The 16,400-nt window shown below is 65.9% G+C and carries 13 protein-coding genes; 10 read left to right on the top strand and 3 right to left on the bottom strand.

Going from position 1 to position 16,400, the window contains the following annotated elements; all coding sequences use genetic code 11:
* Positions 1–58 precede the first annotated feature (58 nt).
* From rsmB to ACY34H_RS20120, 10 genes are all read left to right on the top strand, one after another.
* The gene (gene rsmB / locus ACY34H_RS20165; RefSeq protein WP_464979286.1) at positions 59–1,384 is read left to right on the top strand and encodes a 16S rRNA (cytosine(967)-C(5))-methyltransferase RsmB; all 1,326 of its coding nucleotides are present in this window, start codon (positions 59–61) and stop codon (positions 1,382–1,384) included.
* A gap of 197 nt (positions 1,385–1,581) precedes the next feature.
* Entirely contained in the window at positions 1,582–2,118 is a 537-nt protein-coding gene (locus tag ACY34H_RS20160; protein ID WP_464979245.1) for a DUF4390 domain-containing protein, read from the top strand.
* Positions 2,119–4,413, top strand: coding sequence for a sensor histidine kinase (locus tag ACY34H_RS20155; RefSeq protein ID WP_464979244.1), 2,295 nt, complete (start codon positions 2,119–2,121; stop codon positions 4,411–4,413).
* Positions 4,414–4,494: 81 nt separating this feature from the next.
* Entirely contained in the window at positions 4,495–5,217 is a 723-nt protein-coding gene (locus ACY34H_RS20150; RefSeq protein WP_464979243.1) for a response regulator, read from the top strand.
* Positions 5,218–5,245: 28 nt separating this feature from the next.
* The gene (locus tag ACY34H_RS20145; protein WP_464979242.1) at positions 5,246–5,635 is read left to right on the top strand and encodes a GTPase; all 390 of its coding nucleotides are present in this window, start codon (positions 5,246–5,248) and stop codon (positions 5,633–5,635) included.
* A 111-nt stretch (positions 5,636–5,746) separates the two neighbouring features.
* Positions 5,747–6,004 carry a BTH_I0359 family protein gene (locus ACY34H_RS20140; RefSeq protein WP_130186215.1) on the top strand — a complete coding sequence of 86 codons (258 nt, stop codon included), beginning with the start codon at positions 5,747–5,749 and terminating at the stop codon, positions 6,002–6,004.
* Positions 6,005–6,116: 112 nt separating this feature from the next.
* Complete coding sequence (locus ACY34H_RS20135; protein ID WP_464979241.1) at positions 6,117–6,923, top strand: class II glutamine amidotransferase; 807 nt, start codon at positions 6,117–6,119, stop codon at positions 6,921–6,923.
* Between the two features lie 25 nt (positions 6,924–6,948).
* On the top strand, positions 6,949–8,241 hold the full coding sequence (locus tag ACY34H_RS20130) for an EAL and HDOD domain-containing protein (protein ID WP_464979240.1): 1,293 nt from the start codon (positions 6,949–6,951) through the stop codon (positions 8,239–8,241).
* A gap of 67 nt (positions 8,242–8,308) precedes the next feature.
* The gene (locus ACY34H_RS20125; RefSeq protein ID WP_464979239.1) at positions 8,309–9,250 is read left to right on the top strand and encodes an ABC transporter ATP-binding protein; all 942 of its coding nucleotides are present in this window, start codon (positions 8,309–8,311) and stop codon (positions 9,248–9,250) included.
* 8 nt (positions 9,251–9,258) lie between these two features.
* Positions 9,259–10,419, top strand: a complete 1,161-nt coding sequence (locus ACY34H_RS20120; RefSeq protein WP_464979238.1) for an ABC transporter permease — start codon at positions 9,259–9,261, stop codon at positions 10,417–10,419.
* A 51-nt stretch (positions 10,420–10,470) separates the two neighbouring features.
* On the opposite strand, the gene metH is transcribed toward ACY34H_RS20120, so the two are convergent.
* The 3 genes from metH to fmt form a co-directional block, all read right to left on the bottom strand.
* Positions 10,471–14,241 (bottom strand): methionine synthase, encoded by a 3,771-nt coding sequence (gene metH, locus ACY34H_RS20115; protein WP_464979237.1) that lies wholly within the window; start codon positions 14,239–14,241, stop codon positions 10,471–10,473.
* A 293-nt stretch (positions 14,242–14,534) separates the two neighbouring features.
* The gene (locus ACY34H_RS20110) at positions 14,535–15,209 is read right to left on the bottom strand and encodes a PEP-CTERM sorting domain-containing protein (RefSeq protein ID WP_464979236.1); all 675 of its coding nucleotides are present in this window, start codon (positions 15,207–15,209) and stop codon (positions 14,535–14,537) included.
* A 234-nt stretch (positions 15,210–15,443) separates the two neighbouring features.
* Positions 15,444–16,400, bottom strand: coding sequence for a methionyl-tRNA formyltransferase (fmt, locus tag ACY34H_RS20105; RefSeq protein ID WP_464979235.1), 957 nt, complete (start codon positions 16,398–16,400; stop codon positions 15,444–15,446).

The following is a 16,400-nucleotide window of genomic DNA, read 5'->3' as shown; positions in this document are numbered from 1 at the left end:
GCAGCCCCGCGCCCGGCCGGAAGCGCCGTCCGGCCCGCGCGCCAGCCATCACCGCGACCTGAAGCCCCGGCTGCAAACCGAGTTCCAGGCCGAGCTGAAGTCCGATTCGCTGGCGTTTGCGCTGCTGGGCGCGGCCGCCGCCGTGGTCCAGGTGCGCGGCGGCATGGCGCTGCCGCAGGCGCTGGCCGGCGTGTTCGCCAATCCCGCCGCCACGCCGCAGGCGCGCGGCGCGATCCAGGACGTGGCCTACCGGGCGATGCGCCAGCTGGGCCGCAGCGACGCGCTGGTGGCCGCGATGGCGCCGAAGGCGCCGGACCCGATGGTCGGCGCGCTGCTGGCCGCGGCGCTGCCGCTGATGGGGGCGGGCGAGGATGGCCCGGCGCCGTACGAAGCCTTCACTGTCGTCGACCAGGCCGTGACCGCGGCCGGCGCCCACCCGGATACCGTGCGGGCGAAAGGCATGGTCAACGCGCTGCTGCGGCGCTTCCTGCGCGAACGCGATACGCTGCTGGCCGACGTGCTGCAGCAGCCGCAGGCGCGCTGGAACTACCCGCAATGGTGGATCGACGCGGCCATCACCGCGTATCCGCAGCAGTGGGAGGAGGTGCTTGCGGCCGGCAACGTAGCACCGCCGCTGACGCTGCGCGTGAATACCCGCAAGGGCACGGTCGAGGCTTACCTGGAGCAGCTAGCCCAGGCCGGCATCGGTGCGCGCCGCATCGGCGCCTCGGCGGTGCGGCTGGACAAGCCGGTCGGCGTGCATCTGATTCCCGGCTTCGACAGCGGTCACGTGTCGGTGCAGGATGCCGCCGCCCAGCTCGCCGCGCAGCTGCTCGATGTCCAGGACGGCATGCGCGTGCTGGACGCTTGCGCCGCACCAGGCGGCAAGACCGGCCACATCCTCGAACTGGCCAACGCGAACGTTACCGCGCTGGATGTCGACCCGCAGCGGCTGGCCCGCGTGCAGGAAAACCTGGACCGGCTGGAACTGTCGGCCACGCTGCAGGCAGCCGGGGCACAGGGCCGCGACTGGTGGGATGGGCAGCCGTTCGAGCGCATCCTGGCCGATGTGCCATGCACCGCTTCCGGCATCGTGCGCCGCCACCCGGATATCCGCTGGCTGCGCCGCAAGGGCGATACGCTCCAACTTGCAACACTTTCCGCGCAAATTCTCGACAATCTTTGGCAGATGCTGCAGCCCAATGGTAAATTGCTGTTCGTGACATGTTCGTTGTGGCCGCAGGAATCCGAGGCGCAGGCGGCCGCTTTCGCGGTGCGCAATCGCGCCACGCGACTCGATGCGCCCGGTCAGCTGCTGCCCGTGGGCGGTGCCGAACAGGATCACGATGGACTGTTTTACGCGTTGTTCCAGAAGGATGCATGACGTTCACAGAAGCTGAAGCAGATGCTGAAAAGTGCAGATGCTGAAGTTCTTACATGTATCGATCCAGGGATGCGTAGCAATTCCGGCCAGTATCAGCAGTATTCATTTGCTGTATCACGTTACTGGCTCCTGTTTTCGGCCCTAACCACATACAAGCGCAAGTGATCCCCCGATTCGTTCGATTCCTCTGCTGGCAAATGCTGCTGATGCTGGCCTGCGCCCTGCCGCAGGCTGCCCGTGCTCAAGGAACCGTCGAAATAACCCGCGCCTACATCGAAGCGGCGGAAGAGGGTTACCGCCTGTCCGCCGCGTACTCCTTCGACCTGAACCACGGCCTGGAAGACGCGCTGCAATATGGCGTCGCGCTGAACTTCTCGACGCAGATCACCTTCACGCGGCCGCGCTGGTACTGGTTCGACGAGAAGGCGGTGACCGCCAGGCGCACCCACAAGCTCTGGTACGATGTGCTGACGCGCCAGTACCATGTGCGGATCGAAGGCAGCGTGCGGCAGAACTTCGAAACGCTGGATGATGCGCTGTTCTTCATCCGCCGGCCCACGCGCTGGGTGGTGGCGCCGCGCGGCGCGCTGAAGGTCGGCGAAATCTACAACGTCACCCTCAGCATGGGCATGGACCGCGATTACCTGCCCAAGCCGATCCAGGTCAACGCTTTCAACAACCGCGACTGGAACCTGGCTTCGCAGAAGAGAACCTTCCAGTACAGGGCGGAGTAAGTGACCAAGGCCTTGCGGTATCTGTTCGTCGTTGCAGGCGCCGTGTGCAGCATCCTGCTGTTCCTGCTGGCGTCCGCTTCCGACAGTTCCGGTTTCTTCGAACGCCATTATTCCTGGCTGCTGGGCCTGAATGCGGCGGTGGCCGTCGCGCTGCTGCTGCTGGTCGGCGTTTCCCTGTTCCGGCTCTACTCACGCTACAAGAGCGGCAAGTTCGGCTCGCGGCTGATGACGCGGCTGGTGATGCTGTTCGCCGCCATCGGCGTACTGCCGGGGCTCGTGATCTTCCTGGTTTCCGTGCAGTTCGTGTCGCACTCGATCGATTCGTGGTTCAACGTGCGTGTCGAGGAAGCGCTGGAGGCGGGGCTGGACCTGGGCCGCTCGGCGCTCGATGCGTCGCTGACGGAGCTGAAGGGCGAGGCGGACAAGACGGCGCAGGAACTGGCTTCGCTGCCGTTCTACGCGGCGCCGTCGGCGCTGGCACGCTTCGTCAAGGAGCATCCGCGCACGCAGAGCGCGATCATCGTCGATGCCGAGGGCGGCCTGATCGTCTCCGCCATCGGCGAGCGCCGCACCAACCTGTCCGGCGATTTGCCGAGCGCCGCCATGATGGCCAAGGCGCAGGAAGAGCCGCCATACGCGGTGCCCGAAGGCGGCAGCGAAGCGCGCGACGAGCGCGGGGCGGCCATGCTGCCCGATCCGAACAACGTGCTGCGGCTGCGCGTGCTGATGCCGGTGCCGGATCCGGTGCAGCCGTCCGGCGGGCGCCTCGCGCCGCGCTACCTGCAGATCATCCAGGCGGTCGCGCCGCAACTGGCGAGCGACGGCGAAATGCTGCGCACCGCCTACAGCGAATACAAGGAGCGCTACGTTGCCCGCGATGGCTTGCGCCGCATGTACGTCTATACGCTGACGCTGACGCTGCTGCTGGCCGTGTTCGGTGCGATCGCCGCCGCCTTCCTGATCGCCAACGACCTGGCGCAGCCGCTGCTGCTGCTGGCCGAAGGCACCCGCGCGGTGGCCGAGGGCGACCTGTCGCCACGCCCGATCGTCGCCAGTTCCGACGAACTGGGCACGCTGACCCAGAGCTTCAACACGATGACGCGCCAGCTTTCCGAGGCGCGCAGTGCGGTGGAACGCAACCGCATCGCGCTGCAGAACGCCAAGGCCCACCTGGAGTCCGTGCTGGCCAACATGTCGGCCGGCGTGATGGTGCTGGACACGGAATTCCGGCTCGTGACGTGCAACGACTCGGTCGAACGGATCCTGCAGAAGGCCGGCGTGACCCTGATCGGCAAGCCGCTGGCCGACGTGGACGGCATGCACGAATTTGCCGCTGCCGTGATCGCCGCGTTTTCCGCCCAGAGCGCGCAATCGGCGGCCGGCCGCAACGTGCAGCGCCTGCACTGGCAGCGCCAGATCGAAATCCCGCGGCTGGCCAGCAATCCGGACGACAGCGACCTGATCCTGCTGACGCGCGGCTCGCGCCTGCCGCTGGAGGGCGGCGGCGGCTACATCGTGGTATTCGACGACATCACCGACGTGATCTCGGCGCAGCGCTCGATCGCATGGGGCGAGGTGGCACGCCGGCTGGCGCACGAAATCAAGAATCCCCTGACGCCGATCCAGCTGTCGGCCGAGCGGCTGCAGATGAAGCTGGAAAGCAAACTGGGGCCGGCCGACGTGGAGCTGCTCAACAAGAGCGCCGGCACGATCGTCAACCAGGTGGCCGCGATGAAGCGGATGGTCGACGACTTCCGCGATTACGCGCGCACGCCGCCGGCCCAGCTCGAGCCGCTCGACCTGAACGACCTGGTGGAGGAAATCCTCCACCTGTATGTGGCCGGCGATGGGAACGACATCATCCGCGCGCACCTGGCGCCTTACCTGCCGATGGTGATGGGCGACGAAACGCAGTTGCGGCAGGTGATCCACAACCTGTTGCAGAATGCCCAGGATGCGCTGGCCGACCTGCCGGAAGTGCTTGATGGCACCCGCGCGCCGCGCGTGGACGTGGTCACCGAGGCGATCCATTACCAGAGCGCGGACGGCGGCACGCGCATTGCGGTGCGGCTGTCGATCTCGGACAATGGCCCCGGTTTCGCACCGAAGATCCTGGCGCGCGCCTTCGAGCCGTACGTGACATCGAAAGCGCGCGGCACCGGCCTGGGCCTGGCCATGGTGAAGAAGATCGTCGACGAGCATGGCGGCAGGATCGACATCCAGAACCATCCGGACGGTTGTGGCGCTTCGGTACTGATTTTGCTGTTAAAGTTGGCACCGGTGCAGTTGGCATAATATTGAAGGACACATAAAATCGTTGTCACGACCAGCACAATGCCGGGCAACCGGTGCAAAAGAACAGAAGGGCAGGGATAGATGGCAAACATTCTCGTAGTTGATGATGAAATGGGTATCCGGGAGCTGCTCTCGGAAATCCTCGGTGACGAAGGGCATGCGGTCACGCTGGCGGAAAATGCCCAGCAGGCGCGCCTGGCCCGCGCGGCCGGGGCCCCCGACCTGGTCCTGCTCGACATCTGGATGCCGGATACGGACGGCGTCACGCTGCTGAAGGAGTGGCAGCGCGACGGCCTGCTGACGATGCCGGTCATCATGATGTCCGGCCATGCGACGATCGACACCGCGGTCGAGGCCACGCGCATCGGCGCGCTCAATTTCCTGGAAAAGCCGATCGCCATGCAGAAGCTGCTGAAGGCGGTGCAGGCCGGGCTGGCGCGCGGCCAGGAAGTGGTGCGAGCACCCGTGATGGCGCAGCGGCCGGCCGCCCTGCCGCCCGTCGAGGAAGCGGCGCCACCGAGCTTTGGGGTGCCGCCGATGCCACCGCAGGGCGCGCACGGCATCGCGGTGGCGCGTGGCAGCGGTGGCGAAGGCCACATGTTCAGCCTGTCGTTCGACCTGCCGCTGCGCGAGGCGCGCGATGCCTTCGAGCGCATGTACTTCGAGCACCACCTGGGGCGCGAAGGCGGCAGCATGACGCGCGTGGCCGAGAAGACGGGCCTGGAACGCACCCACCTGTATCGCAAGCTGAAACAGCTGGGCGTGGAGCCGGGCAAGCTCGCCAAGAAAAACCAGCAAGTCTGATTTGCCGTCTCCCGTTCCCACAACGCTGGTGACTGGCCGGCGCGCCCTCGATCGTGAAACCGCGATCGCGGCGCGCCTGCCCGCCGCCCCGTCAGCCGGCATTGCGGGTGGCGGCGCACTGCCGCCACCCGCGCCGGCGGCCGTCATCATCGAAGGCCTGGCCGATCCGCATTCCCCGCTTGCCGAGGCGCCCGGCGTGCAAGTGCACCGTATCGCCCCCGGCTGCCTATGCTGCGCCGGTAACGTGATATTGCGTGTTACATTGAACCGTCTCTTGCGGCGCCAGCCGGCGCAGCTTTATATCAGCCTGGCTGATGCCACCCATGTCGGACAGTTGCGCGCGATGTTGTCGGCGCCGCCCTACGATACGCTGCTGTCCCTCTGCGACGATGTCGCGGCATCTGCCTTCGCTTCCTGACTTCGCCGGCTCGCCTCTTGAAATGGGCTGCCACAGCCCCACCTCGAAAGTGAAATGGAAAGCCCAACAATACGGAACCCGCCGGTTTCGTCCTTGAGAGAAGGAAGCGATATGAACCTCATCTACAACAGCGAGCAGTACAGCGTCGTCGAGTTCGGACCGGATCGCGATCTCGAATCCCTGCGCTTCGGCGGCTATGAAATCGTCGACAAGGGCGGCAAGCGTGAAATCTTCATTGCCGGCGTCCTGGCGCAGAACTTCCGGCGCGATGTCAACCAGCTGATCGCCAACGAACCCACGATGGAGGAAATCGACGAATTCCTCGGCAACTACGACTCGCTGATGAGTCAACCTGTCTTACTGCATTAACTTCTGCGGCATTGAACATCGGTACCCATTCGCAACACATATCCGGCGCCCGGATCTCCAGTGGCGCAGCTGTGGTAAGGTGACGGTCGGCAATACCTTACCACGTCATACCATGTGCCAACTCCTGGGAATGAACTGCAATGTGCCGACCGACATTGTGTTCAGTTTTACCGGCTTCGCCCTGCGCGGCGGCCGAACCGATGTCCACCACGATGGCTGGGGCATCGCATTTTTCGAAGGCGCCGGCGTGCGCCATTTCGTCGATCACCAGAGGGCCGTCGATTCACCGGTGGCCACGCTGATCAAGACCTACCCGATCAAGTCGCGCAACGTCATTGCCCATATCCGCAAGGCCACGCAAGGCGAGGTGGCGCTGGAGAACTGCCATCCGTTCATGCGCGAGCTGTGGGGCCGCTACTGGGTGTTCGCCCATAACGGCGACCTGAAGACATTCAATCCCGTCCTCGACGGACCGTACCGGCCGGTCGGCACCACCGACAGCGAGCGGGCGTTCTGCTGGTTGCTGCAGGAGTTGCGCCGCCGCTTCGGCGATACCCGCCCGGCGCTGGATGAGCTCGGCGCCGCGCTGGGCGAACTGGTCCCCGGCATTGCCGCCCATGGCACGTTCAACATGATGCTGTCCGATGGCTCGGCGCTGTTTTCGCATTGTTCCACCAACCTGTTCTGGCTGGTGCGCCAGCACCCGTTCGACACGGCGATCCTGTCCGACGAAGACGTGCGCGTGGACTTTTCGCAGGTGACCACGCCGCACGACCGGGTGGCGATCATCGTCACCCAGCCGCTGACGACGAACGAGCGCTGGACGGCATGCGCGGCCGGCGAAATGCTGTGTTTTGTGGATGGATTACCTCAGAAAAACATATTTCCGCCCCCTGTGGCGCCGGGGCTGTCAAAATAATAAAAAATAGAGAGAACGTTTTCCCATGATCGACCTGTCCGGCGCCAGCCAGTCCCCGTCCCTGCGCGTGCGCGAGTTCTACCTCGGCCGCCAGCCCATCCTCGACCGCCACGGCGCACTGTTCGGCTATGAGCTGCTGTTCCGTAACGGCCCGGTCGGCCCCGCGCACATCGATACCAGCGAGCTGTCCGCCACGGCGGCCGTGATCGCCCATGCGTCGCAGCTGGGCGTGGAAAAAGTCATCGGCGACGGGCTGGGGTTCGTCAATATCGATGAACATGCGCTCCACAGCGATATCTTCGGCTTCCTGCCCCGCGAGAAAATCGTGCTGGAGATCGTCGAGACCCTGCAGGCCACGCCCGAGGTGCTGGCGCGGATGGCCGACCTGGCCAGCCACGGCTTCCAGTTCGCGCTGGACGATGTGCGCGGCGACAGCGCGCAGTTGCAGGCCATGCTGCCGATGACGCAATTCGTGAAGCTGAGCATGCGTGGCTGGCAGGCCGACGCGCAGCCCGCCGCGCTGGCCGCCCTGGCCGCCAGCCTGAAAGGCGCCGGCAAGCGGCTGGTTGCGGAAAAAGTCGAAACGCGCGAGGAATTCGCGACGTGCCTGGACCTGGGTTTCGACTACTTCCAGGGCTATTATTTCGCCAGGCCGGCCATCATGAGCGGCAAGAAGCTGTCGCCGTCGCAGCTGGCCGTGATGGAGCTGATGACGCTGGTCGTGTCCGACGCCGACAATATCGAGATCGAACGGGCGATCAAGCGCGATGCGTCGCTGGCGATCAACCTGCTGCGCCTGGTGAACACGCCGGCGGTGGGCGCGCGCCAGCGCATCGATTCGCTGAGCCAGGCCGTGGCGATCCTCGGCCGCCGCCAGTTGCAGCGCTGGCTGCAGATCATGCTGTATGCCGAACCGGGCAAGCGCGGCGGCCACCAGACCCCGCTGCTGATGCTGGCCACCACCCGCGGCCGGCTGCTGGAACTGCTGGCCCACAAGCTGCGCCCGGCGCACCGCCACGTGGCCGACATTGCGTTCACGGTGGGTATCATGTCGCTGATGGACACGCTGTTCTCGATCCCGATGGCCGAGCTGCTGACCCAGATCGCGGTTGGCGACGAAGTGGCCGAGGCGCTGGTGTACCGCAGCGGCTTCTTTGGCGAGCTGCTGAAGCTGGCCGAATGCATCGAGCGCATCGAGGACATGGAAGACGCCATCATGCCGGCGCTGCGCGACCTCGAGATGTCCACCGAAGAACTGGTGGAGCTGGAAATGTCCGCCTTCGAGTGGAGCGACAACGTGGTGCGCTACGCGATCTGAGCGCGCGGCACCATCACTGGTATCGGACGGCATCGCGGCGCGGTGCCGTTTTCAATTGAGGAGAACGATGCAGGACGTATTGCTGGATGTGCGCAAGCTGGTGAAGTGCTACGGCAAGCGGCGCGCCGTCGACGATGTGTCGTTCCAGGTGCGGCGCGGCCAGACGGTGGGCTTGCTGGGGCCGAACGGCGCCGGCAAATCGACGACCGTCGGCATGCTCGCGGGGATCCTCGATGCCGATGCCGGCGCGGTCCTGCTCGCCGGCCAGCCGGTCGGCACGCGGCACCACGATGCGCGGCGCCACATCGGCCTGGTACCGCAGGACCTGGCGCTGTATGACGACCTGCCGGCGATCGACAACCTGAAACTGTTCGGCGCGCTGTACGGCCTGAAGAACGCCGCGCTGGCGGCGCGTTGCGCGGCGGTGCTGGAACTCGTGGGCCTGGCCGACCGGGCGCGCGACCGGCCCGCCAGTTTTTCCGGCGGCATGAAGCGGCGCCTGAACATCGCCGCCGCGCTGCTGCACGAGCCGGCCCTGCTGATCCTCGACGAACCCACGGTCGGCGTCGATCCGCAAAGCCGCAATGCCATCTTCGACACGCTGGCGGCGCTGCAGCGCGCCGGCACGGCGCTCGTCTACACCAGCCACTACATGGAAGAAGTGGAGCGGCTGGCCGATCACATCGTCATCATCGACCACGGCAGGGTGCTGGCGGACGAGAGCCCGGCGGCGCTGTACGCGCGGCTGCCGGCGCGCGCCGCGCTGCACGTCGAACTGGCGGCACCGCTGGCCGGCGAGCTGGCCGGCGGACTGACGCGTTTGCCGGGCGTGGCGGGCGTGCTTGGCGAAGGCACCACGTGGGATGTGCGGCTGGAGGATGGCGCCCAGGCGATCGCCGTGCTCGACTGGCTGCGCGACCGCGGCCAGCTGCCGGTGCATTTCGCCACCGCGCGCGCGCGCCTCGAGGACGTCTTCCTCGATCTCACCGGGCGCTCGCTGCGCGACTGAAGGAGCCCATGATGACCGCCATTCTCGCCCTGATCCGCAAGGACCTGCTCCTCTACGTCAACGACCGCCGCGCGCTGGCGATCCACCTGCTGGTGCCGGTCATCGTGGCCGCGTTCTTCGGCTCCCTGTTCGGCGGCACCGGCAACGGCCAGACCGGCAGGATCGACATCGCCGTCGTGCAGCAGGATGGCTCGGGCTTGGCCGCCAAGCTCGTGGCCAGCCTGCAGGCCGATGCGAACCTGCGCGTGCAGGTACTGCCGCTCGATGCCGCGCGCGCCCGGGTGGCCGCCGGCAAGGCCACCGTGGCCGTGGTGATCCCGCCGGGATTCGGCGACGCGGCGGCCGGCGCGCTGACCGGCACGGCCCTGGCACCCACGCTGCCGCTGCTGTTCGATCCATCGCAAGCGGCCGTGCTGGCGATGGTGAAAGGCCTGCTGACGCATCACGCCATGCAGAACGTGAATGCCGAAATGATTGCCAGGGCCTCCGGCCTGGGCGCGGCGCTCCCGGCCGGCGCGGGAATGCCGTTCGCCCTGCGCGACGAGGCCGTCAGCGCCGGCCCGGCCTACGACGCCTACGCCCACTCGTTTGCCGGCATGGGCGTGCAGTTCATCCTGTTCATGGGCGTGGACTGGGGCATCGGCCTGCTGGCGGCGCGCCGTGCCGGCATCTGGAGCCGGCTGCTGGCCGCGCCCGTCACGCAAGGGCAGGTGCTGCTGTCGCGGCTGTTGTCGGGCACGATCATCGCGGCGGCCCTGCTGGTGGCGATCTTCCTGTGCGCCGTGCTGCTGTTCGGGGTAACGATCACGAGCCCGGCCGGCTTCGTGCTCGTCACGCTAAGTTTCGCATTGATGACGGCCACGTTCGGGCTGCTGGTCGCCGCGCTGGGCCGCACGCCTGAAGCGACGCGCGGCATCGCCACGTTCGCCACGCTGATGATCGTGATGCTGGGCGGTGCCTGGGTGCCGTCGTTCATTTTTCCCGAATGGCTGCAGCAGGTATCGCTGGCCGTGCCGGCCCGCTGGGCGATCGACGGGCTCGATGCCGTCACGTGGCGCGGCCTCGGCATCGAGGCCGCGCTGCGCTGCGCCGGGGTGCAGCTGGCGTTTGCCGCGCTGTTCGGCGCACTGGCCGCGTGGTGCTTCCGCGCCGGAGCGCGGAACGCCTGAAGAATACAGGCGGGAAGATACGAAAGGGGACAGGCACCTGTCCCCGGTGGCTTACAGGTTCGGCGCCAGCCAGCTCTCCAGCTGGGCCTTCGGCACGCCGCGGCGCTCGGCCATGTCGTTCAGCTGGTCTTCGTTGATCTTGCCGACCGTGAAGTACTTCGACTGTGGATGGGCGAAGTAGAAGCCGGCCACGGCGGCGCCGGGGAACATCGCGAACGATTCCGTCAGCTCCATGCCGATCTCCTCGGCCCCTGTCACGCGGAACAGCTCGGCCTTCACCGTGTGTTCCGGGCAGGCCGGGTAACCGGGGGCGGGGCGGATGCCAGCGTATTCCTCGCGGATCATCTGCTCGTTCGTCAGCCGCTCGTCCGTCGCGTAGCCCCACAGGTCCTTGCGCACGCGCTCGTGCAGGTATTCGGCGAATGCCTCGGCCAGGCGGTCCGCCAGCGATTTCAGCATGATCGACGAGTAATCGTCGTGCGCATCCTCGAAGCGCTTCTCGTACTTCTCGATGCCCAGGCCGGCCGTGACGGCGAACATGCCGATGTAGTCCTTCACGCCGGAGGCTTTCGGCGCGATGAAATCGGCCAGGCACTGGTTCGGGCGCTGCACGCCGTCGATCACCGGCTTCACGCCCTGCTGGCGCAGGCCGTAATAGGTGAACGCCACTTCGCTGCGGCTGTCGTCGGTGTAGATTTCGATGTCGTCGTCGTTCACGCTGTTGGCTGGCAGCAGCGCGACCGTGCCGTTGGCGGTCAGCCAGCGGCCCTCGATGATGCGCTTGAGCAGCGCCTGGCCTTCCTCGAACACCTTGGTGGCAGCCTCGCCGACCACTTCATCGGTCAGGATCGCCGGGAACGGGCCGGCCAGGTCCCAGGTCTGGAAGAACGGGCCCCAGTCGATGTATTGCGCCAGCAGTGCGAGGTCGACGTTGCGGAACAGGCGGCGGCCGACGAACTTCGGTTTCACGGGCGCGAACTGGAGCTTTGCCTTGTTCGCGCGGGCGGCGGCCAGCGTCACCGTCGGCAGCGCCTTCTTGTTGGCATGCTGCTCGCGGATGCGCGCGTAGTCGGTTTGCAGTTCTTCCACATAGCGCTCGCGCGCGTCCGGCGTCAGCAGGGACTGGGCCACCGATACGGAACGCGATGCATCCGGCACGTACACCACCGGGCCCTCGTAGTTGTGGGCGATCTTCACCGCCGTGTGGGCGCGGCTGGTGGTGGCACCGCCGATCAGCAGCGGGATCTTCAGCATGCGGAAGTGCTCGTCGCGCTGCATTTCCTTGGCCACGTGCGCCATCTCCTCGAGCGACGGCGTGATCAGGCCGGACAGGCCGATGATGTCGGCATTCTCCACCTTGGCGCGCGCCAGGATCTCGGACGCGGGCACCATCACGCCCATGTTGACCACTTCGAAGTTATTGCACTGCAGGACCACCGAGACGATGTTCTTGCCGATGTCGTGCACGTCCCCCTTGACGGTGGCGATGACGATCTTGCCCTTCGGCTTGGCGACGATGCCCGTGCGCTTTTCCTCGGCCAGCTTCTCTTCCTCGATGTACGGGATCAGGTGGGCCACGGCCTGCTTCATCACGCGCGCCGATTTCACCACCTGCGGCAGGAACATCTTGCCCTGGCCGAACAGGTCGCCGACGATGTTCATGCCGTCCATCAGCGGCCCTTCGATCACGTTGATCGGCCGGCCGCCGCTGTTCAGCACCTGCTGGCGCATCTCTTCGGTGTCTTCGGTGATCCACTGCGTGATGCCGTGCACCAGCGCATGCGCCAGGCGCTTCTCCACCGGCGCCGAGCGCCATTCGAGGGTCGCCGCTTCCTGCTTGCCGCCGGCCTTCAGCGTGCCGGCGAATTCGATCATCCGCTCGGTGGCATCGGGGCGGCGGTTCAGCACCACGTCCTCGACGCGCTCGCGCAGCTCGGCCGGCAGGTCGTCGTACACGCCGACCATGCCCGCGTTGACGATGCCCATCGTCATGCCGGCCTTGATCGCGTGGTACAGGAACACCGTGTGGATCGCTTCGCGCGCCGGGTCGTTGCCGCGGAACGAGAACGATACGTTCGACACGCCGCCACTGATCTTCGCGTGCGGCAGGTTGTCCTTGATCCAGCGCGTGGCGTTGATGAAGTCCACGGCGTAGTTGTTGTGCTCTTCGATGCCGGTGGCGACGGCGAAGATGTTCGGGTCGAAGATGATGTCCTCGGCCGGGAAGCCCACTTTTTCCGTCAGCACCTTGTAGGCGCGCTCGCAGATCTCGATCTTGCGCTCGAAGGTATCGGCCTGGCCCGTCTCGTCGAACGCCATCACGATCACCGCGGCGCCGTAGCGGCGGCACAGGCGCGCCTGGCGGATGAATTCCGCCTCGCCTTCCTTCATCGAGATCGAGTTGACGATGGACTTGCCCTGCACGCATTTCAGGCCGGCTTCGATGACCGACCATTTCGACGAGTCGATCATGATCGGCACGCGCGAGATGTCCGGCTCGGAGGCGATCAGGTTCAGGAAGCGCGTCATCGCCGCCAGCGAATCGAGCATTGCCTCGTCCATGTTGATGTCGATGACCTGGGCGCCGTTTTCGACCTGCTGGCGCGCGACGGACAGCGCTTCGTCGTACTGTTCGTTCAGGATCATCCGCGCGAATGCCTTCGAGCCGGTGACGTTGGTGCGCTCGCCCACGTTGACGAACAGCGAGTCGTCGTCGATCGTGAACGGCTCCAGGCCGGACAGGCGCTGCGCCACGGGAATGCGCGGCAGGGCGCGCGGCTTCATGTCCTTCAGCAGGTCGGCGATGGCGGCGATATGGTCCGGCGTGGTGCCGCAGCAGCCGCCGGCCATGTTGATGAAGCCGGCCTCGGCGAATTCGCGCAGCAGCGCCGACGTATCGGCCGGCAGCTCGTCGAAGCCGGTGTCGCTCATCGGATTGGGCAGGCCGGCGTTCGGGTAGATGCAGACGAACGTATCGGCGATCTGCGACAGCTCTTCGGCATAGGGGCGCATCAGCGCCGCGCCCAGCGCGCAGTTCAGGCCGATCGTGACCGGCCTGGCGTGGCGCACCGAATTCCAGAAGGCCGGCACGGTCTGGCCGGACAGGATGCGACCGGACGCATCGGTGACGGTGCCCGAGATCATCAGCGGCAGCCGCTCCTGTTCCGGGTGATCGTCGAAATACTGGTCGATCGCGAACAGTGCCGCCTTGCAGTTCAGCGTGTCGAAAATGGTCTCCACCAGCACCACGTCGATACCGCCCTCGACCAGTGCGCCGAGCTGCTCGTAATACGATGCCACCAGCTGGTCGAACGTGACGTTGCGGGCGGCCGGGTCGTTGACATCCGGCGAGATCGACGCGGTCTTCGGCGTCGGGCCGAGCGCGCCGGCCACGAAGCGCGGCTTGTCCGGCGTGCTGTACTTGTCCACCGCCGCGCGCGCCAGCTTCGCGGCCTGCAGGTTCATCTCGCGGACGAGATGCGCCATGTGGTAATCGTCCTGGGCGATGCCGGTGGCGCCGAACGTGTTGGTTTCAATGAGGTCGGCGCCGGCCGCCAGGTAGCGTTCGTGGATTTCCTGGATGATGTGCGGCTGCGTCAGGTTCAGCAGCTCGTTGTTGCCCTTCACGAACAGCTCGCGCGCACCGCTGTCGGCAGGTGCCGCGAAGTCCGCGAAGCGTTCGCCCCGATACGCCGCTTCATCGAGTTTGTATTGCTGGATGATGGTGCCCATCGCCCCGTCGAGGAACATGATGCGGCGCGACAGGATGTCGCGCAACTGCGCTTCGGTCTGGGAGGCGGGACGGCTGGCGGGCTGGTTCATTGGTATCGGTCGGGGAACGGAAAGGGGGTACTGATTATACGGCAAAGCGGCATGCGCGCTCCGGCGGGGAGTGGCTGCCCCTGCGGCCGGAAATCGGCCACGAGGCCGCCCGTGCCTTGCCGGCGGCTACGCTAACGCGCAGCGTTGCATGCCGGCCAGCGGATGTCGGCACCGGTACCTGCGCGGCGGGGTTGCATGAAGAGGGAATGCGGCAGCGGGTATGCTGCCGTGGACCGGCGCCGGGGCGGGCCGGCGCCGCAGGTGGCGGATGAGCGCCGGGGACAGCGGAAAAATCAGCCGCGGACTGGCTGGAGCGGCTGGCGGCGGTGACGCCGTGCCATGCCCGTCACCAGGAGCAGGCCGGTGGCCAGCATCGCCCACGTGCCCGGTTCCGGCACCGCCAGCACCTGCATCGGGGCGGCCATCAGGGGGCTGCGGCCCTTGCCCATGCCGATGGTGAACCTGGTCTGGTCAGTCCACAGGTAGGCACTTTCGCTGGCGGAATAGGGGGAATAGTTATATTCGTATTCGCCATCGCCGGCAGTGAAATAATGGCCGCCGCTCGAATAGCCTTCCGGGTCGCGGCCGCTCACGCCGGCCGAAAATGCGAGCTCGCTGCCACGCATCTTGTAGCGGAAGCTGTCGGTGCCGCAGCTATAAAACTCGTTGCTGGCACCGGCGCAGCCGATGTAATCCACGCCATTCAGGAAAAAGCTGGTGATCTCGTTTTTTTCCAAGTAGCCATCGCGATTTCTATCCTGGCCGGAAAATGAACCACTGAGCGTATAGGTATCGGAGAAAACCCCGGTGTTCTTTTCCAGGAAACCGGTATACGAAAAGGTCCACACCGGTGCCGCGTGAACGGTGAAGCTGGCAGCCAGCAATGTGGCAAATGCAAGTGATCTGAACATGATTCTTCTCAACAAAAGGTGAAGAGGAGTAAACATAGTAACTGTTGGGGCCTTCACTCCGGTACATATAATCGCCGAGTTTGTGCCGATACAACGTAAATGTTGAATGGAAGATATCTAAATTACTGGCATTAATACATTGGCGCCAATGGAATGTGACAAAGAACGCTTTTTCGGCGACGGCCTGCATGTATCGAGGCTGTAAATGGCGGGGGGGGAAGAAGTCGCAGTGGAACAGCGTCGGTAGCATGTTCCCTGCTTGGGACGGGGCTGCCGCCCCGCTGAAATGCGTCACTCGAAACGCAAGCCCTCGAGTGCAAAGCCTTTGATGAATTCGGCGGCCGGCAGGCGCTTGCCGCCCGGCTTCTGCAGATGGGTCAGGCGCAGCGCACCGCTGCCGCAGGCCACGACGATGCCGTGCTGTGCATCCGCGGCCAGCACCTGGCCGGCTGGGGCCGTGCTGTCCGCTTCCAGCAGCTCGGCGCCCCACAGCTTGATGACCGTGCCGTTCACCACCGCATGGGCGCCGGGGAATGGATTGAAGGCGCGGATCTTGCGGTCGACTTCGCGTGCGGGCCGGGTAAAGTCCAGCGCGGCTTCTTCCTTGGCGATCTTGGCCGCGTAGGTGACCCCTGTTTCCGGCTGCGGCACCGCTTCGATCACGTCATGTTCCATCTTGTGCAGCACCTTGACGACCATGCCGGCCCCCATCGCCGCCAGGCGGTCGTGCAGTACGGCCGTCGTATCCAGCGGGCCGATCGGCGTGCGCTCGATCAGCAGCATCGGGCCGGTGTCGAGCCCTTCCTCCATCTGCATGATGGTCACGCCGGTTTCATGGTCGCCCGCCTCGATCGCGCGATGGATCGGCGCGGCGCCACGCCAGCGGGGCAGCAGCGAACCGTGGATGTTGATGCAGGGCTTGATGTCGAGCGTGCTGCGCGGCAGGATCAGGCCGTAGGCGGCCACCACCATCACGTCATAGTCCGTGGCAAGCAGGAGTTCGTGTGCCTGCCTTGCTTCCTGCGCGCGCTGCGGATCCTTGGCATCCATCCGCAGCGACAGCGGCTGTGCGACGGGGATGCCCTGGGCCGCCGCATACTGCTTGACGGCCGAGGGTTGCAACTGGAGACCGCGGCCGGCCGGACGGTCCGGTTGCGTCAGCACGAGGGGAATCTCGAAGCCCGCGGCGTGGATGGCCCGCAGCGCCACGGCTGCGAATTCGGGGGTGCCGGCAAAAACGACCTTCAT

Source organism: Pseudoduganella sp. jia 9, assembly GCF_055502615.1.
The sequence above is the reverse complement of the archived record's forward strand: the minus strand, read 5'-3'. Positions and strand labels throughout refer to the sequence as shown.